The organism is Cupriavidus pampae, assembly GCF_914271485.1.
GTDB classification, from domain to species: domain Bacteria; phylum Pseudomonadota; class Gammaproteobacteria; order Burkholderiales; family Burkholderiaceae; genus Cupriavidus; species Cupriavidus pampae.
Window position 1 is genome coordinate 78,301 of record NZ_CAJZAG010000003.1, and the last position, 21,059, is coordinate 99,359.

General features: G+C 64.7%; 18 protein-coding genes. 6 read left to right on the forward strand and 12 right to left on the reverse strand.

Translation table 11 applies throughout. The features are described from left to right. Positions 1–92: 92 nt before the first annotated feature. The 4 genes from dnaG to LDO41_RS08085 all read right to left on the reverse strand — a co-directional run bounded on the left by dnaG (position 93) and on the right by LDO41_RS08085 (position 4,326). Entirely contained in the window at positions 93–1,931 is a 1,839-nt protein-coding gene (gene dnaG, locus LDO41_RS08070) for a DNA primase (RefSeq protein ID WP_223984534.1), read from the reverse strand. A gap of 270 nt (positions 1,932–2,201) precedes the next feature. Next, on the reverse strand, positions 2,202–2,651 hold the full coding sequence (locus tag LDO41_RS08075; protein ID WP_223984536.1) for a GatB/YqeY domain-containing protein: 450 nt from the start codon (positions 2,649–2,651) through the stop codon (positions 2,202–2,204). An 80-nt stretch (positions 2,652–2,731) separates the two neighbouring features. Next, a complete protein-coding gene (gene rpsU, locus LDO41_RS08080) occupies positions 2,732–2,944 on the reverse strand; it encodes a 30S ribosomal protein S21 (protein ID WP_223984539.1) in 213 nt (70 codons plus the stop codon). Between the two features lie 140 nt (positions 2,945–3,084). Further along, positions 3,085–4,326: a BaiN/RdsA family NAD(P)/FAD-dependent oxidoreductase gene (locus tag LDO41_RS08085; RefSeq protein WP_223984541.1), complete on the reverse strand. Its 1,242-nt coding sequence runs from the start codon at positions 4,324–4,326 to the stop codon at positions 3,085–3,087. 211 nt (positions 4,327–4,537) lie between these two features. Between LDO41_RS08085 and tsaD the strand changes: the two genes are divergently transcribed. After that, complete coding sequence (gene tsaD / locus LDO41_RS08090; RefSeq protein ID WP_223984544.1) at positions 4,538–5,566, forward strand: tRNA (adenosine(37)-N6)-threonylcarbamoyltransferase complex transferase subunit TsaD; 1,029 nt, start codon at positions 4,538–4,540, stop codon at positions 5,564–5,566. Between the two features lie 9 nt (positions 5,567–5,575). Here tsaD and folE2 read toward each other — a convergent pair whose 3' ends face one another. The 4 genes from folE2 to LDO41_RS08110 all read right to left on the reverse strand — a co-directional run bounded on the left by folE2 (position 5,576) and on the right by LDO41_RS08110 (position 9,788). After that, entirely contained in the window at positions 5,576–6,379 is an 804-nt protein-coding gene (folE2, locus tag LDO41_RS08095; RefSeq protein ID WP_223984547.1) for a GTP cyclohydrolase FolE2, read from the reverse strand. A gap of 259 nt (positions 6,380–6,638) precedes the next feature. Beyond that, positions 6,639–8,558, reverse strand: a complete 1,920-nt coding sequence (gene dxs / locus LDO41_RS08100) for a 1-deoxy-D-xylulose-5-phosphate synthase (RefSeq protein WP_223984551.1) — start codon at positions 8,556–8,558, stop codon at positions 6,639–6,641. A gap of 61 nt (positions 8,559–8,619) precedes the next feature. Further along, positions 8,620–9,504: a polyprenyl synthetase family protein gene (locus LDO41_RS08105; protein ID WP_223984552.1), complete on the reverse strand. Its 885-nt coding sequence runs from the start codon at positions 9,502–9,504 to the stop codon at positions 8,620–8,622. Further along, positions 9,501–9,788 (reverse strand): exodeoxyribonuclease VII small subunit, encoded by a 288-nt coding sequence (locus LDO41_RS08110; RefSeq protein WP_223984555.1) that lies wholly within the window; start codon positions 9,786–9,788, stop codon positions 9,501–9,503. The genes LDO41_RS08105 and LDO41_RS08110 overlap by 4 nt, the downstream gene beginning before the upstream one ends. A gap of 413 nt (positions 9,789–10,201) precedes the next feature. Between LDO41_RS08110 and LDO41_RS08115 the strand changes: the two genes are divergently transcribed. The 3 genes from LDO41_RS08115 (at position 10,202) to LDO41_RS08125 (ending at position 13,246) form a co-directional block, all read left to right on the forward strand. Next, positions 10,202–11,305 (forward strand): aromatic ring-hydroxylating oxygenase subunit alpha, encoded by a 1,104-nt coding sequence (locus tag LDO41_RS08115; RefSeq protein WP_223984558.1) that lies wholly within the window; start codon positions 10,202–10,204, stop codon positions 11,303–11,305. A gap of 99 nt (positions 11,306–11,404) precedes the next feature. Next, on the forward strand, positions 11,405–12,328 hold the full coding sequence (locus LDO41_RS08120; protein ID WP_223984561.1) for a DMT family transporter: 924 nt from the start codon (positions 11,405–11,407) through the stop codon (positions 12,326–12,328). A 42-nt stretch (positions 12,329–12,370) separates the two neighbouring features. Next, positions 12,371–13,246, forward strand: coding sequence for a sulfurtransferase (locus tag LDO41_RS08125; protein WP_223984564.1), 876 nt, complete (start codon positions 12,371–12,373; stop codon positions 13,244–13,246). A 9-nt stretch (positions 13,247–13,255) separates the two neighbouring features. Here the strand turns inward: LDO41_RS08125 and LDO41_RS08130 are convergent, their stop codons facing one another. The 4 genes from LDO41_RS08130 to polA all read right to left on the reverse strand — a co-directional run bounded on the left by LDO41_RS08130 (position 13,256) and on the right by polA (position 19,528). Further along, complete coding sequence (locus LDO41_RS08130) at positions 13,256–14,056, reverse strand: ZIP family metal transporter (RefSeq protein WP_223984567.1); 801 nt, start codon at positions 14,054–14,056, stop codon at positions 13,256–13,258. 125 nt (positions 14,057–14,181) lie between these two features. Then, positions 14,182–15,057: a dienelactone hydrolase family protein gene (locus tag LDO41_RS08135; protein ID WP_223984571.1), complete on the reverse strand. Its 876-nt coding sequence runs from the start codon at positions 15,055–15,057 to the stop codon at positions 14,182–14,184. A gap of 71 nt (positions 15,058–15,128) precedes the next feature. Continuing rightward, a complete protein-coding gene (locus tag LDO41_RS08140) occupies positions 15,129–16,472 on the reverse strand; it encodes an NAD(P)/FAD-dependent oxidoreductase (protein WP_223984574.1) in 1,344 nt (447 codons plus the stop codon). Positions 16,473–16,696: 224 nt separating this feature from the next. Next, positions 16,697–19,528: a DNA polymerase I gene (gene polA, locus LDO41_RS08145; protein ID WP_223984577.1), complete on the reverse strand. Its 2,832-nt coding sequence runs from the start codon at positions 19,526–19,528 to the stop codon at positions 16,697–16,699. 4 nt (positions 19,529–19,532) lie between these two features. Here polA and LDO41_RS08150 point away from each other — a divergent pair, with 4 nt between their 5' ends. Beyond that, a complete protein-coding gene (locus LDO41_RS08150; RefSeq protein WP_223984579.1) occupies positions 19,533–20,480 on the forward strand; it encodes an LOG family protein in 948 nt (315 codons plus the stop codon). 135 nt (positions 20,481–20,615) lie between these two features. Then, positions 20,616–21,053, forward strand: a complete 438-nt coding sequence (locus tag LDO41_RS08155) for a hypothetical protein (protein WP_223984582.1) — start codon at positions 20,616–20,618, stop codon at positions 21,051–21,053. The last annotated feature ends 6 nt before the right edge of the window (positions 21,054–21,059 follow it).

Consider the following 21,059-nt stretch of genomic DNA (forward strand, 5'->3'; position numbering starts at 1 on the left):
TCACCTGAAAAATCAAGGCTTAAGCTCAACAAACCTTGTCAAGGGCCCGTCGAATGGCCATCGCTGGCCGCTCTTGCCACGTTCCTGCCACCTCAATCACCCTCCTGCGGCGCCCTATAGCCAACCTGTCGCCTTTGCTGCACTTCACTGACCAGCCAGCGCAGGCGCGTCTTGTCCGACTCGCTTGCAGTGCCGGCGATCACGGCGGTCTGCAACGCCTCGAGCTCGCGCCGCAATGGCTCTGCCAATAACTTGTGGACGGCACCGTCGAATTCCAGTGTCGCCAGATCCTCTTCGATGTCTTCCCGCAGCACCGCCGCCCGCGCGGCCGCGTACACCTCGGCGTAGGGCGACTGCGCGAGCTGTTCGCTGAACGCGGCGAAGTTGGCCTGCCCCTCGATGGCCTCGCAGGCCCCCACGAGGTGCGCAAGGACTTCCGACTCGGGCCGCTCGCTATCGAGCAGCAACGCGCGCGAATCCGCATCGAGCCGTGCCGCGAGTGACGGGTAGGTCATCAGCAACTGCACCACACGCTGCTCCAGCGCCGTTGGCGCCTGGCGGCGCGCGCGCGGACGCGGGGCGGCGTAGCGCCCCACACGCGACGCGTCGCTGCCCAGGCCGCAAACCGCCTCGATCTCCGCAGGTGTCGTGCCCGTAGCATCGGCAAGTTCGCGCACGATCTGTAGCCGCAGGCCGCCCGCCGGCATGGCCTGCAACATTGGCTTGGCCTCGAACTGCGCGCGGGCGCGGCCCTCGGGCTGCCGTAGATCCTGTTCTTCGGTGGCCACCTGCAACAGGAAACGCGACAGCGGCATCGCATCGCGCACCTGCGCGGCAAACGCGTCGGTGCCCTGCTCGCGCACGTAGCTATCCGGATCATGCTCGGCGGGCAGGAACAGGAAGCGAATGGTCTTGTTATCCGCCACATGCGGCAGGCATGCCTCCAACGCGCGCCGAGCGGCACGCCGGCCCGCGGCATCGCCGTCGAACGAGAACACCACCGCGTCGGTCTGCCGCAGCAGCTTCTGCACGTGCACCGTGGTGCAGGCAGTGCCCAACGTCGCCACCGCGTTGGCAAATCCGAGCTGCGCCAGCGCGACCACATCCATGTAGCCTTCGACCACCAACACGTAGCCGGCTTCCCGAATCGCGTGACGCGCCTCAAACAGACCGTAGAGCTCCGTTCCTTTGCTAAAGAGCGGTGTTTCGGGGGAGTTCAGGTACTTTGGCTCACCTTGACCAATCACGCGCCCGCCAAAGCCGATCACCGCGCCCTTGGTATTGCGAATCGGGAACATGATGCGGTCGCGAAAGCGGTCGTAGCGGCGCGGCTTGCCATCCGCATCGCGCTTGTCGGCGCTCTCGATCAGCAATCCTGACTCGACCAGCGGCGCCGCGATGGCATCGTCACGGAAACTGCCGAACACGGCTTCCAGCCCCTGCCAGTCGTCGGGGGCATAGCCCAGACCGAAATGCGCCGCGATCTCGCCGGTCAGCCCGCGCCCCTTGAGGTATTGCACAGCAGTCTGCGCGCCGCGCAACTGCTTCTTATAGAAGTCGGTGGCACGCGTCATCGCGTCGGAGAGCGCCACCGAACGCGCCTGCTCGGCCGCGCGCTGCGCGGGCGGTAGCCGATCGCGCTCTTCGGGTACGCTCAGGCCTACCGACTGCGCCAGTTCGCGCACGGCGTCGGGATAGGACTGGCCCGAATACTCCATCAGAAAGCCGATGGCGGAGCCATGTGCGCTGCAGCCGAAGCAGTGATAAAACTGCTTGGTCGGCGACACCGTGAAGGACGGGGACTTCTCGTTATGAAATGGGCACAGACCCATGAAGTTGGCGCCGCCCTTCTTCAGCTGCACGTACTTGCCCACCACATCGACAATGTCGACACGGTTGAGCAGGTCCTGAATAAAGGATTGCGGAATCACCCGACTGACCGTCCTGATGGCTAGGCCGGCCGGGAGGCCCGGCGGCCGCTTATTGGAATAGGCATAGCTGATACACGTGAGCGGGCCTCACCCGGACACGTGTTTCATTCATGCAAACGATTGTAGTGCACGCACAACGCAATGCCTGACAATCTCAGCTTCTGACCATAACTTCGCTTATCGCCCCCGCAAAAACGATAAGCATGCTGACTATTGCGCCTTGAAGCGCCGACGCGAACGTTGCATCGTTGAGCCGCTGTCGCTCGGCCTTTATTTTGGAGCGAGCGCGGACTTCACGAGACCCGAGACCACGGTCATATCAGCGCGGCCAGCGAGGCGGCCCTTGAGCACGCCCATCACCTTGCCCATATCCTGCGGACCGGCCGCGCCGGTCTCCGTCACCGCCTTCTGCACTTCGCCAGCCACTTCGGCCTCCGACAGTGCTGCGGGCATATAGACCTGCAGAACGATGACCTCGGCCTTCTCCTTGTCCGCCAGGTCTTGACGACCGGCCTGCTCGAACTGGGAGATCGAATCCCTGCGCTGCTTGATCAGCTTCTCGATCACGGCCGTTACGTTGGCGTCGTCAAGTTCGATGCGCTCATCGACCTCGCGCTGCTTGATGGCGGCCATCAGCAGGCGGATCGTGCCGAGACGATCCGTCTCGCGGGCGCGCATCGCGGCCTTCATATCATCATTGATCTGTGCTTTGAGAGACATGGCAGAATTCCGGAAAAAATGCAAAAACCCGCCGGAGCCTAGCTCTCAGCGGGTCCTCGATGCTGACGCGAAACGCGCAGTCAGTATAGCTTTTTCGGCAGCATCTGGCTGCGAATGTGCTTGTAATGCCGCTTTTCGGCAGCCGCTTTCTTGCGTTTGCGTTCGGCGGTGGGCTTCTCGTAAAACTCCCGCGCCCGTAGCTCGGTAATCAGGCCCGTCTTCTCGATGGTCCGCTTGAAGCGGCGCATGGCGACTTCGAACGGCTCGTTTTCCTTGAGGCGAATGGTAGTCATTTGGCCAGAAAAGAAACAGTAATCGACGATAACTCGGTAACTGGACGGCCGGCGGGGTCCGACAGGGCAGCCGGCAGATTTTACGAAGCGCCGATTGTAGCGCAAGGCCTGTGACGCTGCACGCGCATGGCGGTAGCCGGCTAGTGGCGTGCCAGCGACGCAACAGTCGCCTCAGATACCGCCTCTCCAGCGGCGACGGCGGAGGCCCACGCCCACTGGAAGTTGTAGCCACCGAGCCAGCCAGTGACGTCCACCACCTCGCCGATAAAGTAGAGCCCAGGGACGTCGCGCGCCATCATGGTCGCGGAAGAAAGTGCCTTGGTATCTACACCACCAATCGTTACCTCGGCCTTGCGGTAGCCTTCGGTACCGGAGGGGACCAACTGCCAGCGGTTGAGCGCCGTGCCGAGCTGCCGCAGCGCCTTGTCGGGCAGATCCGCGATCGACTGGCCACCGGGCAGGCCCGCGGCGGCACACCAGGCCTCCGCCAGCCGCGCCGGCAGGCGTTCGGCGAGCAGGTTGGCGAGATGCTTGCGGCTGCCGCGTTTGTGGTCGATCAACCAGCCGGCGGCGTCTTCTCCGTCGAACAGATCGATATCGATCGGCGTGCCGGGGCGCCAGAAGCTCGAGATCTGCAGCACCGCCGGACCGGACAGCCCACGGTGCGTCCACAGCAGGTCTTCCTTGAACGCCCCCGCCGTCTTGCCGCTGCCGGTGGCGATATCGACTTCCATCGAGACCCCGGCCAGTGGCACGAATGGTTGCCATGCCTGGCCGTCGAACGTCAACGGTACCAGCGCCGGGCGGGTTTCGACGATCTTGAGGCCGAATTGCCGCGCGATGCGGTAGCCGAAGTCGGTCGCGCCGATCTTCGGAATCGATAGACCACCCGTTGCCACCACCAGCGCGCCCGCGCGCACCACGCCCTGCGTCGTCATCAGCAGGTAATCGTCGCCTTCGCGGCGAACTTCCTCGACGCCGCAGCCGGTGCGCCAGTGCACGCCACCGGCATCGCACTCGGCGCGCAGCATGCCGATCACATCCTCGGCGCTCTCGTTGCAGAACAGTTGCCCGCGATGCTTTTCATGCCAGTCGATGTCATAGCGGCGCATCAACGCCAGGAAGTCCTGCGGCGTGTAGCGTGCCAGCGCCGAACGGCTGAAATGGGGGTTCGATGACAGGTAGTTGGCCGGCCCTGCCTGCAGGTTCGTGAAATTGCAGCGACCACCGCCGGAAATGCGGATCTTCTCGGCGATGCGCGTGGCGTGATCGATCAGCACCACGCGCGCGCCGCGCTGCCCGGCCACCGCGGCACACATCATGCCGGCCGCGCCCGCGCCAAGCACCGCCACATCGAACCGATCCGTTACCCCTGAAGTCATCGCCACCCTGTCATGCTGTCGCCAGCCAAGGTGGCCGGCGCGAGAAAGCGCAGATTGTAGCGTCGGACGCGCCCACCGGACCGACGCAGCATGCCCATCGCTGCTGTGCTACCCTGCTGGCCTTCCCGATTTATCCAGTCGCACCGGCTCGGTTGCCCAGATTTGGCGCCGTATCCAGCCGGCGCGGCGCGTTTTCACCGTCATTGTTCCCATGCTCGTTCTCGGCATCGAATCCTCCTGTGATGAAACCGGCCTCGCTCTCTATGACACCGAGGCCGGGCTGCTTGCGCATGCGTTGCATTCCCAGATTGCGATGCATCGCGAGTACGGCGGTGTGGTGCCGGAGCTTGCCTCGCGCGACCATATCCGACGCGTGCTGCCGCTATTGCAGCAGGTGCTGGACGATGCGGGCCGCACGCGCGCGGATATCGATGCCATCGCATTCACGCAGGGGCCTGGTCTGGCCGGCGCGTTGCTGGTCGGCGCTTCGGTCGCCAATGCGCTCGGCTTTGCGCTGGGCGTGCCGATGGTGGGCGTGCATCACCTCGAAGGCCATTTGCTGTCGCCGCTGCTGACCGATTCGCCACCGCCGTTTCCATTCGTCGCGCTGTTGGTGTCCGGTGGGCATACGCAGTTGATGGAGGTGAAGGGCGTGGGTGACTACACGCTGCTCGGTGAAACGCTCGATGACGCCGCCGGCGAGGCCTTCGACAAGACCGCCAAGCTGCTCGGTCTCGGCTATCCCGGCGGACCCGAAGTGTCGCGACTGGCCGAGTTCGGCCTGCCCGGCGCGTTTGAGTTGCCACGGCCGATGCTGCATTCGGGCACGCTCGATTTCTCGTTCGCGGGACTCAAGACCGCAGTGCTCACGCAGACGCGCAAGCTTGCCAATACCTGCGAGCAGGATCGCGCGAATCTGGCGCGCGCGTTTGTCGACGCGATTGTCGATGTGCTGGCCGCCAAGTCGATGGCCGCGCTCAAGCAGACGGGCCATAAGCGGCTGGTGGTGGCGGGCGGCGTGGGCGCGAATCGCCAGTTGCGCGCGCGACTCGACCAGATGGCCAAGGCGCGGCGCGCTCAGGTGTACTACCCCGATCTGGCGTTCTGCACCGACAACGGCGCGATGATCGCGTTTGCGGGTGCGATGCGCCTGGCAGCCGCGCCGCAGCTCGGCCGCCTGGACTACGACTACGGCGTGACCCCGCGCTGGGATCTCAGCGATATCAGGCTGCCAGCCTGATCGGCCCGATCAGCTGACGCGCTTGTCGCGTTCGATCAGCGCGTAGGCGCTGTGGTTGTGGATCGATTCGAAGTTCTCGGCCTCGAGCACGAACGCTACGATGCGATCGTCCGCATTGAGACGCATCGCGATATCGCGCACCAGGTCTTCCACGAACTTCGGGTTTTCGTAAGCGCGCTCGGTCACGAACTTCTCGTCCGGCCGCTTGAGCAGGCCCCACAGCTCGCATGACGCTTCTTCTTCGGCCATGCGCACGAGCGCTTCCACCGGCAGTTCCTGCGCCAGTTCCACCTTCATCGTGATGTGCGAGCGCTGGTTGTGCGCGCCGTACTGCGAGATCTTCTTCGAGCACGGGCACAGGCTCGTCACCGGCACCAGCGCGGTCAGGAACACGCGCGTCTGGCCGTCGCGCGCCTCGGCGGTCAGCGTCACCTCGTAATCCATCAACGATGCCACGCCCGACACCGGCGCGATCTTCGAGATGAAGTACGGGAAGCGCACCGAGATGCGCCCGGCGTCGGCTTCCAGACGCGCAAGCATGCGGTCCATCATCGCGCGGAAGGCCACCAGGTCCAGCGGCTCCTGCTCGTCCTCGAGCAGCGCCACGAAGCGCGACATATGCGTGCCCTTCTGGTCGGCCGGCAGACGGACGTCAAGGTCGAACGTGCCCACCGTGGCCACGACGCCGGTCGGCGTCTTCACCGAAAGCGGATAACGGACGCCACGCACGCCCACGCGCTCGATCGGGATCTGGCGGGTGTCGACGCTCGACTGGACGTCGGGCATGACGAAAGCGGGATTGATGTCATTCATTTGGGTTTCCTTTACGGTCGCGGCGTTTTCGCAGTCCAACGACGCCGCGCAACGAGTGTGAAACCACGGACCGGGGGTGGGTCCGTAGCTGCGAACACAAAAAGTGAAGTCGGAATTCTACGAGAGATCGACAAGTTCTGCCGCCGCAAAAGAAAAGCCCGCACGATGTGTGCGGGCTCGCAGGGTATTACGCGATCAATGCGCGCGATGGATGCGCGCGATCCTGGCGCGCCAGCGGTCTCCCGCCGGCAGGCAATCGTCAGGCGACGCGGGTGGCCACCTTGATCGACGAGGACTGACCGATCGAGAAGCGCTCACGCACCGAACGCTCGATGCCGGTCGCATCCAGGCCACACTGCGACAGCAGGAACGCGGGATCGCCGTGATCGATGAACTTGTCGGGCAGGCCCAGCACCAGTACCGGCATCTCGATGCCAGCCTCGGCCAGCGCCTCGAGTACCGCGCTGCCCGCACCGCCCATCGTCGCGCCCTCTTCCACCGTGACGAGGAAGTCGTGGTTCGCGGCGAGCGACTTGACGAGCTCCACATCGAGCGGCTTGACGAAGCGCATGTCGGCCACGGTCGCGTCGAGCGCCTCGGCCGCGCCGAGCGCGGGATGCACCATCGAACCAAAGCCGAGGAACGCCACGCGCTGACCAGCGCGCGCATTGCCTTCGCGGCGGACGATACCCTTGCCCACTGGCAGCGCCGTCAGCTCGGCCGCGGTTGCCGCACCAATGCCCGCGCCACGCGGATAGCGCACCGCGGTCGGCACATCCTGCTGATAAGCGGTGGTCAGCAACTGACGGCACTCGTTCTCGTCGGACGGCGTCATCACCATCATGTTCGGCACGCAGCGCAGGAACGGAATGTCGTACACGCCCGCGTGCGTGGCACCATCGGCGCCCACCAGACCGGAACGATCCAGCGCGAACACCACGGGCAGGTTCTGCAGTGCCACGTCGTGGATCAGCTGGTCATAGCCGCGCTGCAGGAACGTCGAATAGATCGCGACCACGGGCTTCAGGCCCTCGCAGGCAAGACCACCGGCAAACGTCACCGCGTGCTGCTCGGCGATGCCGACGTCGTAGTAACGATCCGGGAAGCGCTTCTCGAATTCGACCATGCCCGAGCCCTCGCGCATGGCGGGGGTCACGCCGATCAGGCGCTTGTCGGCGGCAGCCGTGTCGCACAGCCATTCGCCGAACACCTGCGTGTACGTCTTGCGCGACGGCTTGCCCGACGGACGAATGCCCTCGGCCGGGTTGAACTTGCCCGGGCCGTGGTACAGGATCGGATCGGCCTCGGCGAGCTTGTAGCCCTGGCCCTTCTTGGTCACCACGTGCAGGAACTGCGGGCCATGGCCCTCGAGCGCGCGTTGACGGATATTCTGCATGGTCGGCACCAGCGACTCGAGGTCGTGACCATCGATCGGGCCGATGTAGTCGAAGCCGAATTCCTCGAACAGCGTGGCCGGTACCACCATACCCTTGGCATGTTCCTCGAGGCGCTTGGCGAACTCGAGCACCGGCGGCGCTACCGACAGTACCTTCTCGATACCCTTCTTGGTGGCCGCGTAGAACTGGCCGCTCATCAGCCGTGCCAGATGGCGGTTCAGCGCGCCGACCGGCGGGGAGATCGACATGTCGTTGTCGTTGAGCACGACCACCAGCGGCACATCCTTGTACACGCCCGCGTTGTTCATGGCCTCGAAGGCCATGCCGGCGGTCATCGCGCCATCGCCGATCACGGCAATCGCGACGCGCGCTTCGCCCTTCGTGCGCGCGCCCATCGCCATGCCGAGCGCGGCGGAGATCGAGGTGGACGAGTGCGCGGTACCGAAGGTGTCGTACTCGCTTTCCGAGCGGCGCGGGAAACCCGAGATGCCGCCCCACTGGCGCAGCGAATGCATGCGCTCGCGGCGGCCCGTCAGGATCTTGTGCGGATAGCTCTGGTGGCCCACGTCCCACACCACGCGATCAGACGGCGTCTGGAACACGTAATGCAGCGCGATGGTCAGTTCCACCGTGCCGAGGTTTGACGACAGGTGACCGCCGGTCTGAGATACCGATTCGAGCACGTAGGCGCGGAGTTCTTCGGCCAGCGTGTCCAGTTGGCGTCGGTCCAGCTTCCGCAGGTCTGCGGGGTCGTCAATCTTGTTGAGCAGTGCGTAGGTCATGATGTCCGTTCGGGCCGCCGGATTCTTCGCGTCCGGCTTGTTGTTCTTCAGTTGTTGAGCCTTAGTTCTGGCGCAGCACGATCAGGTCGGCCAGTGCGGCCAGCCGCCCGGCGCGCGGGCCGAAGCCTTCCAGCGCCTCGTGGGCGGTGGTGCGCAGCTGTTCCGCCAGCTCGCGTGCGGCGTCCAGTCCCATCAGCGACACATAGGTCGGCTTGTCGTTTGCGGCATCCTTGCCAGCGGTCTTGCCCAGCGTCGCGGTGTCCGCGGTAACGTCGAGGATATCGTCAACTACCTGGAACGCCAAACCTGTTGCCGCCGCATAGCGGTCCAGCGCGGTCAGACCGGCCGTATCGATGTTTCCGCACAACGCTCCCATGCGCACACTTGCGCGCAGCAGGGCGCCGGTCTTCATCCGGTGCATGCCTTCCAGCGCGTCGCGCGACATCGCCAGACCCACGTTCTGCAGGTCGATCGCCTGGCCGCCGGCCATGCCGACCGAGCCTGATGCAATCGCCAGTTCGGCCACCAATGTCATGCGCGCTTCCGCGCCCAGCATCTGCGCCCGCGTCAGTACCAGGAACGCCTGCGTCTGCAGAGCGTCGCCCACCAGCAGCGCGGTCGCGTCATCATAGGCCTTGTGGACCGTCGGACGGCCCCGGCGCAGGTCGTCGTCGTCCATGCATGGCATGTCGTCGTGGACCAGCGAGTACGCGTGGATCATCTCCACCGCGCAGGCCGCGGCATCGCAAGCCTCCGGCGCGGCTCCGGTCACCTCGCCGGCCGCATGGACCAGCAGTGGGCGCACACGCTTGCCGCCGCCGAGGACAGCATAGCGCATGGCTTCATGCAAGGTGTGTGGAATTGTGTCCGTGGTGGGCAGCGCCGCGTCGAGCGCAGCCTCGGTCCGGGCGCCCTGCGCCCGCATCCAGCTTGCAAAATCGGTCATTCGAAGTCTGCCCCGTTGCCGTTGTTGTCGCCGCGCGTGTCGGTGGCGAGAGGCTTGAGCGCCTCGCCCTCCAGTACACGCACCTGCGCTTCGACGCGCTCCAGCTGCTGCTGGCAGTACCGCACCAGCTCGGCGCCCCGGCGATACGCCGTGAGGGACGCCTCCAGCGGCAGCTCACCGGATTCCATACTGGCGACCAGCGTCTCGAGCTCGGCCATGGCGGCTTCGTACGAGGCGGGAGTGGTCTCTTCAGTCTGGACCGGAGCGGTCGTCGTTCTTGGCATGAGGGGGCCTTGATCAGGGGAAGCGGGGATTCTACGCCAAACCAGCCGATATTCGCTGGGTCACGCACACTCATGTGACGACAACAGCAGATGCCTTGATGGAAGTGACTTGTGCGCTCGGGTCGTCTTTTGGGGAATGCGCTTCAAAGGGCACTAAATGACGACCCGAGGCGACTTTTTCGCTAAAAAGGCAGAAAAATCAGTCCCTTAATTTTTGGGCTTGGGTACAATCCCGGGTTCGTCAGGCCACCCCGGCACCTCGTGCGCGAGCGTCAAAAATGCTCGGGAACCGCACACCGCGGCGTGGCGTCTGACCCTGGTTGCATCTGTTTTGACCCGTTTCCCAAATCGATTTTTGAAATTTCGATGGTTGGGTTGTTCACTGCTTTCGCCTGTTATAGGGAGTGGGGATAATGTCCAATCTCAGCACCGCGCTCAAGCTGGCGCCGGCTGATTCGCAGTTGCCCGTGGATGTGTATTTCGACGAGGCGCTGCATCAACAAGAACTGGATCTGCTGTTCAGGAAGGGCCCGGGGTACGTCGGCCACACGCTGATGGTTCCGGAGGTCGGTGACTTTCACACGCTGCGCGCCGAAGACGAAGGCCGCATGCTCGTGCGCAACACGGGCGGTGTGGAGCTGCTGTCCAACGTGTGCCGCCATCGCCAGGCCATCATGCTCAACGGGCGCGGCAACACGAAGAACATCGTCTGCCCGCTGCACCGCTGGACGTATGACCTCAAGGGCGAGCTGCTGGGCGCCCCGCACTTCGCGGAGCAGCCCTGCGTGCACCTCAACCGCTCGCCGCTCCAGAACTGGAATGGCCTGCTGTTCGACGGCGAACGCGATGTCCGCGCCGACCTCGCGCGCATGGGGGTGGCCGAAGACCTGAACTTCGACGGCTACATGCTCGACCACGTCGAGGTCCATGAGTGCGACTACAACTGGAAGACGTTCATCGAGGTCTACCTCGAGGACTATCACGTCGTGCCGTTCCATCCGGGTCTCGGCAGCTTTGTCTCGTGCGACGACCTCAAGTGGGAGTTCGGCGAATGGCATAGCGTCCAGACCGTTGGCCTGCACGCCGGGCTCAAGCGGCCGGGCAGCATGACGTACCAGAAGTGGCACGACGAGGTGTTGCGGTTCAACAACGGCAAGCTGCCCAAGCACGGCGCGATCTGGCTGACGTACTACCCGAACATCATGGTCGAGTGGTACCCGAACGTGCTCGCCATCTCGACGCTGCACCCGCTGGGTCCGCGCAAGACGCGTAACGTCGTGGAGTTCTACTACCCCGAGGAAATCGTGCTGTTCGAGCGCGAGTTCGTCGAGGCGGAACGCGCCGCGTACATGGAAACGTGCATCGAGGATGACGAGATCGCCGAGCGCATGGACGCTGGTCGCGCGGCGCTGATGAAGCGCGGCGTGAGCGAGACGGGCCCGTATCAATCGCCGATGGAAGACGGCATGCAGCACTTCCACGAGTGGTATCGGCGCGCGATGCAATACACCGGCTGAATACACCGGCTGAGTACACCGGCCGAATACACCGGCTGGTGCCGGGGCATGCGCTGTTACAATCACGCGCTGCCCCGCCCTCACCTGCCTCTCATCGTCATGCAATCGCTCTGGATGTTGTTCGCCGCCTTCGCGTTCTCGTTAATGGGGGTGGGCGTCAAGCTGGCATCCGAGTTCTATACGACCGGCGAGATCGTGTTCTACCGCAGCCTGATCGGCGTGCTCATCATGTGGGCACTGCTGTCGGCGCAGGGCATTCCGATCCGTACGCCGCAGATGACGATGCATATCAAGCGCAGCGTCTTCGGCGTGACCGCGCTGCTCCTCTGGTTCACCTCCATCACCTACCTGCCGCTCGCCACCGCGATGACGCTGAACTACATGTCGCCCGTGTGGATCGCGTTGATCCTCGGTGCCGGTGCGGCGCTCGCGGGCACCGGTGGCAGCGCGGACCGCAAGCTGATTGGCGCGATCCTGCTGTCGTTCGCGGGCGTGCTGTGCCTGCTGCAGCCATCGGTCGGCAAGGACCAGCTCACGGGCGGGCTGATCGGCCTGATCTCGGGCGTGTTCACGGCTCTGGCCTATGTGGAAGTGCGGCAGCTGGGCCAGCTCGGTGAGCCGGAAGGCCGCATCGTGTTCTATTTTTCGGCGGTCGGCCTGGTGGTCGGTCTGGTATGGATGCTGATTGCGGGCACCAGCCACCATACGTGGCACGGCGCGGGTCTGCTGCTGGCCATCGGCATTCTGGCCACGCTGGGACAAACCTCGATGACGCGTGCGTACAAGCGCGGCAACACGCTGCTGACGGCCAACCTGCAGTACGCGGGCATCATCTTCTCGAGCCTGTGGGGCATGATGATCTGGTCCGATCGACTGAACTGGGTGTCGTGGCTCGGCATGGGGCTGATCATCGCGAGCGGCATCGCCACCACGCTGATGCGCGCGGGCGAAAGCACGGATGCACAGCCAACGCCCGCGACGCCGGTCAAGTCGGCCGAGGCGGAGGTTCATCCGGAGGTGTAGCGGGTGTAGCATCACGGGAAGCTCTTCCCGACAGGTCCATCCATGCCGACACCGCTGATCTCCGCTATCGAACTTGACACGCTGCGCGCCAAAACGGGCACCCCGGGCGCACAGGACATTGTCGTCATCGACTGTTCGTTCGACCTCGCCGACCCCGCCGCGGGTCGTGCGGCGTACCACCTGGGCCATCTGCCCGGGGCCTACTATCTCCACCTCGACAATGAGTTGTCCGGTCCGAAGACCGGCTTCAACGGCCGCCATCCGCTGCCCGATGCGGCGCTGCTGACCGCGCGTCTGCGCGCGCTGGGGGTCAACGACAATACGCTGGTGGTGGCTTATGACGCGCAGGGCGCGATGTACGCCTCGCGGCTCTGGTGGTTGCTGCGCTGGATCGGCCACGAGGCCAGTGCCGTGCTGGATGGCGGCAAACCCGCGTGGATCGCGGCCGGTTTTCCGCTCGAAAGCGGCACCACCGCCGATCCGGAAACCCAGGGCAACCTGGCGCAACGATCGACGCTGGTGCCGACCGTGGATGCCGGCACGCTGGTCGAGAACCTCACCGCGCCAACGCGTCTGGTCGTCGATGCGCGCGCGCCGGACCGCTTCCGCGGCGAGAACGAAACGCTCGACCCGGTAGGCGGCCATATTCCCGGCGCCATCAATCGCTTCTTCAAGGACAACCTGCGACCCGACGGCCATTTCAAGTCGGCCGATACGCTGCGTCAGGAGTTCGGTCGGCTGTTCGCGGGCACCCCGCCCGCCGAGACCGTGATGCAGTGCGGCTCGGGCGTGACCGCGTGCCACAATCTGCTGGCCCTCGAGGTAGCGGGGCTGACTGGCGCGGCACTGTATCCGGGATCGTGGAGCGAGTGGAGCGCGAATCCGCAGCGGCCGGTGGCTACCGGGGCCGCGGATTAACGTAGAGGCTCAGCGAGCCACCGCCGCGGGGGCGTGGTGCTGGTGGCTTTCGTGCACGCCGTTGGTGATGAACACGATGGCCGCGATGCCCGCGGCGACCAGCAGCACCTGGATCGCCGACTCGCGCCAGCGCGGGCGGCGTTGCATCTGCGGCATCAGGTCGCTGACAGCGATATAGACGAAGCTGCTCGACGCGATGACCAGCACATACGGAATCCACGCCTGCAACTGGTCGAGCAGGAAGTAGCCAACCACCCCGCCGATCACCGCCGCGAGACTCGACAGCAGGTTGAACGCGAACGCGCGCGTCTTGGAGAAGCCCGCGTTGAGCAGCACGATGAAGTCGCCCACTTCCTGCGGAATCTCGTGCGCGGCGATGGCCAGCGCGGTCACGATGCCGATATGCGGATCGGCAAGGAACGCCGCCGCGATCACGATGCCATCGGCAAAGTTGTGGAACGTGTCGCCCACGAGGATCGTCATGCCGCTGCGGCCGGCCTCCTCGCGATCGTGTCCGTGATGGTGGTGATGCCCGTCACCCTCGTGATGATGCGAGTGGCGCAGCAGCGAGAGCTTCTCCAGCAGGAAGAAGCCGAGCAGACCTGCCAGCAGCGTACCGAACAGCGCGCGCGTATCGGCACCCGACTCGAAAGCCTCCGGCAGCGAATGCAGCAGCGCGGTGGCCAGCAGCACGCCGACCGAGAAGCTCACCATGCGATCGACCACGCGCGACGCCACCGTCAACGACAGCAGCGCCGCTCCGAAGATGCTGCCCACGCCCGAGATCAGCGCGGCAAGCAGGATATACAACAGCGTGGAATCGATGATGAGCTCTCCGGGACCGTGCCGCTGTCATTGATGCAAATCAAGTAACGCAACACGGTTGCAAAAACGCAAAGACCGCATTGTACGTCGGTCTGCGCGAATTGCAATCCTCAAGCGACCTTGTGTTCCTTGAACCAGGCCAGCGCGCGCTGCCAGCCGTCCTTGGCGGCCGCCTCGACATAGCTCGCACGGTAGTCGGCATTGAATGCGTGCCCCGCCTCGGGATACACCACGAACTTCGAGGCTTTGGCGTTCGGGTTGGACGCCTCCGCCAACGCGGCTTTCATGCGCGCCACGTGTTCCTGCGTGATGCCGGTGTCCTTGCCGCCGTACAGGCCGAGCACCGGGGCGTGCAAGTCGTTGACGATATCCACAGGGTTGCGCGGCTTGAGCGGCGTGGGCTCGCCTACGAGCGCGCCGTACCACGCCACGCCCGCCTTGATGCGCTTGCTGTGCGCGGTATAGAGCCACGTGATGCGGCCACCCCAGCAGAAGCCCGTGATGCCGAGCCGGTTGAGATCGCCGCCGTTCTTGCCGGCCCAATCGACCAAAGCGTCGAGGTCCCCGAGCACCTGTGCGTCGGGCACCTTGGAGATGATGTTGGCCTGCAGCTCCTGGATCGTGCCGAAGCTGGCTGGGTCGCCCTGGCGCGCGAACAGCTCGGGCGCCACCGCGAGGTAGCCGAGCTTGGCAAAGCGGCGGCAGATATCGGCGATGTGCTCGTGCACGCCGAAGATCTCGCTGATCACGAGAATGACCGGCAGATTGGTCTTGCCTTCGGGCTGTGCGCGATAGACCGGCATGTTGAAGCCGGACGAGGGCACGGTGACTTCACCGGCGGTCAGGCCAGTGAAGTCGGTCTTGATGGTTTGCGCGGATACGGGCAGCACGGCGGCGGCGAATGCCGAGCCAAGCGCGGTCTTGACGAACGCGCGGCGGTCGAACGCCTGGCCGGGCACGAGGCTTTCTACTTCAGGTTTGAACATGGTCTCTCCGGGAAGTCAGTGGCAGCGCCGCTGATTCTAGGGGAAAACATGCCGCCCCGTGCACACGCTAATCAGTGCAGCTTCACGCGCGGGTTGGTCTTGCTGCGTAGCCAGTGGGTTACGGTGTCCAATCCCATGCGCACCGCGCCATGCAGCGCGAGTACGTGCATGCGATACAGCGACGTGTACATGACGCGCGCCATCAGGCCTTCGATAAACATCGAGCCACCGATCAGGCCGCCCATCAGGCTGCCGACCGCGCTGAAGTGGCCGAGCGACACCAGCGAGCCAAAATCCTTGAACTGGAATTTCGGCAGCGGCCGGCCATCGAGACGCGCGCGAATCGCGTCGTACAGGAACGTGGCCTGCTGGTGCGCTGCTTGCGCGCGTGGTGGCACCGAGGTCTGCTGCTCGGGCCACGGGCAGCTGGCGCAATCGCCGAACGCAAAGATGTCGGGATCGGTCTCGCTCTGCAGCGTCGCGCCCACCACGATCTGGCCCATGCGGCTGACCGGCAGGTCCAGCGTCTTGAGCACCGCGGGTGCCGTAATGCCGGCCGCCCACACCGTCAGATCGGCATCGATGCGCTTGCCGGCCGCGGTCAGCACCGCGTCCGGCGTGACCTCGGTCACACGCTCGTTGGTCAGTACGCCAACCTCGAGCTTGTGCAGCAGCTTGGTGGTTTCGGCGGACACGCGCTCCGACAGCGCCGGCAGAATACGCGGACCGGCCTCGATCACGCTGATATGGATGTCGCGACGCGGATCGAGCTGATGCAGGCCATAGGCATTGAGCACATGCGCGGTATTGCGCAGCTCGGCCGACAGCTCCACGCCGGTGGCGCCCGCGCCAATGATTGCGATATCGACGCGCGGACGACCGTCCTCGCCAACACGACCGCGGCCGTTCTGCGCGCGCACGCAAGCCTTGATCAGGCGGCGGCGAAAGCGTTCGGCCTGCTCGACCGTATCGAGCGCGATGGCGTTCTCGGCGGCACCGGGCACACCGAAGAAATGCGTGACGCAGCCGATCGCCAGCACCAGCGTGTCGTATGGGAGTTCGCGCGCGGGCAGCAATTCCTCGCCGTCCTGATCGACGCATGCCGCCACCGCGATGGTCTTGCGCGCGCGATCGACGCCAGTCAGTTCGCCCTGCTGAAACTCGAAGTTGTGCCAGCGCGCCTGCGCGACATACTCGAGCAAGTGGGTATTCGGATCCATGCTGCCGGCTGCCACCTCATGCAGCAGCGGCTTCCAGATATGCGTCGGCGAACGGTCGACGAGCACGACTTGCACCGCGCCCGACTTGCCCAGCTTGTCACCGAGTTTGGTGACAAGCTCGAGCCCGCCTGCCCCTCCTCCTACGACGATGATGCGATGGACCTGCCGTACCGCTCCTTCTCTCTCACTGGTCATGGGTCTACCCGTTATCTTTATGGAAACGCTGTTGGCCGCGCGGGGTGGCGCAAGGCTCGTTGCCCCCAGTCTGCTGCATTGCAACAAACCGGGCAAGCCTGCCAATCGATGTGTTCCATACTAGACCGCGCGCGCGATGCGGGCGGTGCACAGTGCCCGGGGGCACGGTACGGGTACAGACCATGAAGCGAATGCGGGTATTCCTCTGCATTCGCTTGCACACTTCAGTGCGCTTCTTCCCAGTTGGCGCCGTGACCGACCTCGGCGACCAGCGGCACACGCAATTCCGCCACGGTGCACATGAGCTCGGGCAGTTTCACCTTCACCAGATCGAACTCCTCCTGCGGGACTTCCAGCACCAGTTCATCGTGCACCTGCATGATCTGGCGCGTGCCAAGCTTCTCGCTCTCGAGCCAGTCCTGCACCGCGATCATCGACAGCTTGATCAGGTCCGCCGCGGTGCCTTGCATCGGCGCATTGATCGCCGCGCGCTCGGCGCCCTGACGGCGCGGGCCGTTGCCGCCGTTGATATCGGGCAGCCACAGGCGCCGGCCGAACACGGTTTCCACATAGCCCTGCTCGCGCGCGGTCTGGCGGGTCTCTTCCATGTATTGGGCGACACCCGGATAGCGCATGAAGTAGCGATCGATGTAATGCTTGGCCGCCTCGCGCTCGATGCCGAGGTTGCTCGCAAGCCCGAACGCGCTCATGCCGTAGATCAGCCCGAAGTTGATCACCTTGGCATAGCGACGCTGCTCGCTCGACACCGCCTCCCGCTCCACGTTGAAGATTTCCCCGGCGGTCGCGCGGTGAATATCCTCGCCGTTGGCAAACGCGCGCAGCAGGTTCTCGTCGCCCGAGATATGGGCCATGATGCGCAGTTCGATCTGCGAATAGTCGGCCGACACGATCACGCTGCCCGGCGGCGCGATAAATGCCTCGCGGATACGACGGCCTTCCTCGGTGCGCACCGGAATGTTCTGCAGATTCGGCTCGGTCGACGCCAGACGACCCGTCACGGCCGTGGCCTGGCCATAGCTCGTATGCACGCGCCCGGTGTTCGGGTTGACCATCTTCGGCAGCTTGTCCGTGTACGTGGACTTGAGCTTCGAGAGGCCGCGATAGTCGAGCAGGATCTTCGGCAGCGGATAGTCCTCGGCCAGCTTCTGCAGCACCTCTTCGTCCGTCGACGGCGCCCCGCTCGCGGTCTTCTTGACCACCGGCAGCTTCATCTGGTTGAACAGGATCTCGCCGATCTGCTTCGGCGAACCGAGATTGAACGGCTGCCCAGCGGTGGCATATGCGGCCTGCTCGATCTCCATCAGGCGTTGGCCCAGTTCCGCGCTCTGCGCGCCAAGCCGTTCCGCATCGATCAGCACGCCGTTGCGCTCGATCTTCTGCAGCACCACCGAGACCGGCATCTCGATCTTCTCGTAGACGTAGCGCAGCCCGCTCGCGGCTTCGATCTTCGGATGCATGTTCCGATGCAGGCGCAGCGTCACGTCGGCATCTTCGGCCGCGTACTGCGTCGCGCGCTGCAGGTCGATCTGATCGAAACCGATCTGGCTCGCACCCTTGCCGCAGACTTCCTCGTACGTGATGGTCTTCACGTTGAGCAGTTTCTCGGCGAGGCTATCCATGCCGTGATTGCGATGCGACGCCAGCACATAGCTCTCGAGCATGGTGTCCTGCTCGATACCGCGCAGCGCCACGCCGTGGTTCGCGAACACATGCGCGTCGTACTTCAGATGCTGGCCAAGCTTGGGCCGCGAAGCATCTTCCAGCCACGGGCGCAGGCGCTCGAGCACGTAGTCCAGCGACAACTGGCCGAAATTCTCGACGCCCGCGACATCGGGGCCACGATGCGCGACCGGGATATAGCACGCGGAGCCCGGCTCGACCGACAACGAGATGCCGACCAGCTGCGCGAGCATCGGGTCGAGCGACGTGGTCTCGGTATCGATCGCCACCAGCGGCGCGTCGATGATGCGCGCAAGCCAGGCGTCGAGCGCGGCTTCGGTGGTCACGGTTTCGTAGCTGACTTCGGCCGGCGGCAGGTCCGCCGCGGGCAACGCCTCGCCGACGTCCGCGGCCTCCGGCTGATCGAACAGTCCACCCTGCGCGGCGGCGATGCCCTTCTGCGCGACACCTTTGCCATTGCGTGCCGCATTGGCAAGGTTCGGCAGGCTCTCGCCGGTCAGATCACGCAGCCATGACTTGAAGCCGTACTTCGCGAAGAACGCGGCCAGCTGGTCCTTGTTCTCGCCGAGCTCGCGCAATGCGTGGAAGTCCGCCACGGCGTCGCTCAGATCGCAGTCGATCTTCACGGTCACGAGTTCGCGTGCCTTGGGCAGCCATTCCAGCGTGTTGCGCAGGTTCTCGCCCACCACGCCCTTGATCTCCGGGGCGCTGGCCATGATGGCGTCGAGCGTGCCGTAAGCGCTCAGCCATTTCACCGCGGTCTTGGGGCCGACCTTCGGCACGCCGGGCACGTTGTCCACGGCATCGCCGATCAGCGACAGATAGTCGACGATGCGCTCGGGTGGCACGCCGAACTTCGCGACCACGCCCGGGGGATCGAGCACCTCGCCACTCATCGTGTTGACGAGCGTGACGTGATCGTCGACCAGTTGCGCGAGGTCCTTGTCGCCGGTGGAGACCACCGTGCGCACGCCCTGCGCAGTGGCCTGGCGCGCGAGCGTGCCGATCACGTCGTCCGCTTCCACACCTTCCACGACCACGATCGGCCAGCCCAGTGCGCGCACCGCTTCGTGAATCGGTTCGATCTGGCGCGCGAGGTCCTCGGGCATCGATGGACGATGCTCCTTGTACGCGGGGTACATGTCGTCGCGGAAGGTCTTGCCCTTGGCGTCGAACACGCAGGCGCTATACTCTGCCGGGTAATCATTGCGCAGCTTGCGCAGCATGTTGATCATGCCGTAGATTGCCCCTGTGGGCAGCCCCTCGCCATTTCGCAGATCCGGCAGCGCGTGATACGCGCGATACAGATAGCTCGATCCATCGACGAGCAAGAGTGTTTTTGGACTATCCGACATTCCCATGGACTCAAAATTGACAGGCGCTCCGAACGGCGGCGCCGCCGGAACCCCCCTCGCTGATACGGATGTCTCGGACATCTCTGGCGATACCGTGAACCCCGCGCCGGAAGCAGCGTCGGCGCATGCGGCCGCGATTGCGGCCAAGGCCGATGCCGCCGCTGCGGGCAAGACCCCCGAAGAACAGGAGGCCGCAGCCGCTGCTGCTGCCGCGCGCACCAATCCGCGCAAGATGATTCCGAGCCTGCGTGCGCTCGCCGACGAAGATCGCGCAACCGCTAAGAAGGCGCGCGCCTCGTGGCAAATGTTCACGATTATGGCAGAGTTCATCGAGGCCACCGAGTACCTCTCGGAGATCCGCCCGGCCGTCTCGATCTACGGCAGCGCGCGGCTGCGCGAGGACTCGCCGTACTATCAGAAAACGATCGAGATCGCGCGACTGTTTTCCGATGCGGGCTTCGCGGTGATCTCGGGCGGTGGCCCGGGCATCATGGAAGCGGCCAACAAGGGCGCGCACGCGGGCAAGTCCGCGAGCGTCGGCCTCAATATCGAACTGCCGCATGAACAGCAGGGCAATCCGTATCAGGACATTGCCATGCGCTTCCGCCATTTCTTCACGCGCAAGGTCACCTTCGTGAAGAACTCGGATGCGTTCATCGTGATGCCGGGCGGCTTCGGCACGCTCGACGAACTGGCCGAGGTGCTCACGCTGGTGCAGACCGGCAAGTCGCGTTCGGTACCGGTGGTGATGTACGGCAGCCGCTTCTGGAAGGGGCTGCTCGACTGGTTCCGCTTCACGCTGCTGCCGATGGGCCTGATCGCCGAACACGATCTGGACCTGATGAAGATCGTCGACGAGCCGCAGGAGGTTCTGGAAGCGGTCTACGAGTACTACGAGAAGCGCGGCGGCGATCATCCGATTCCGCCGAAAGAGGAAATGTTCTACCTCTAAGACGTTTTGGCTGGGGGTCCGGGGTGGCCCGCGCGCCACGGGAACGGCCCGAGTGCGGCAGGAATTGCTAGAATGGAATCCTGTCTGTCTGGTCCGGCGCCGCCGGGCCGGGCACCGCCCGCCCAGGAGCCTCGGATGACCTCCCCCATGCAACAACGCATCGCCGCCGGCGATGATGACGTACCGCCTGCCGCTTCGCTGAGGCGCCTGTTTACTGTCGCGGGCATTGCGCTCGCGTCTGGCCTGATCTTCGGTGCGCCTTCGCTGGCCATGGCCCAGCCGGGCAACGAGCAAAGCAATGCACTGACGCAACAGGAGCTCAATCGGATCAACAACCAGCCGATCGCCCCGGCGGCCAAAAGCCAGCTGAACCAGCCGCGCGAGCCGAGCTTCGAGCTCAACGAGCGCGATGGCACGCAGGTGCGCGAGTATCGCAACAAGGGGCAGGCCACCGATATCCAGGTCCGATCCGGTTTTGGGACCAAGTATGAAATGAGCAAGCCGGAAGACAGCTCGCCGAAGATTCGCGATCACGACGTGAACCGCGTGCCGTCCGTCAACCTGCAGTGGTGACGCGCC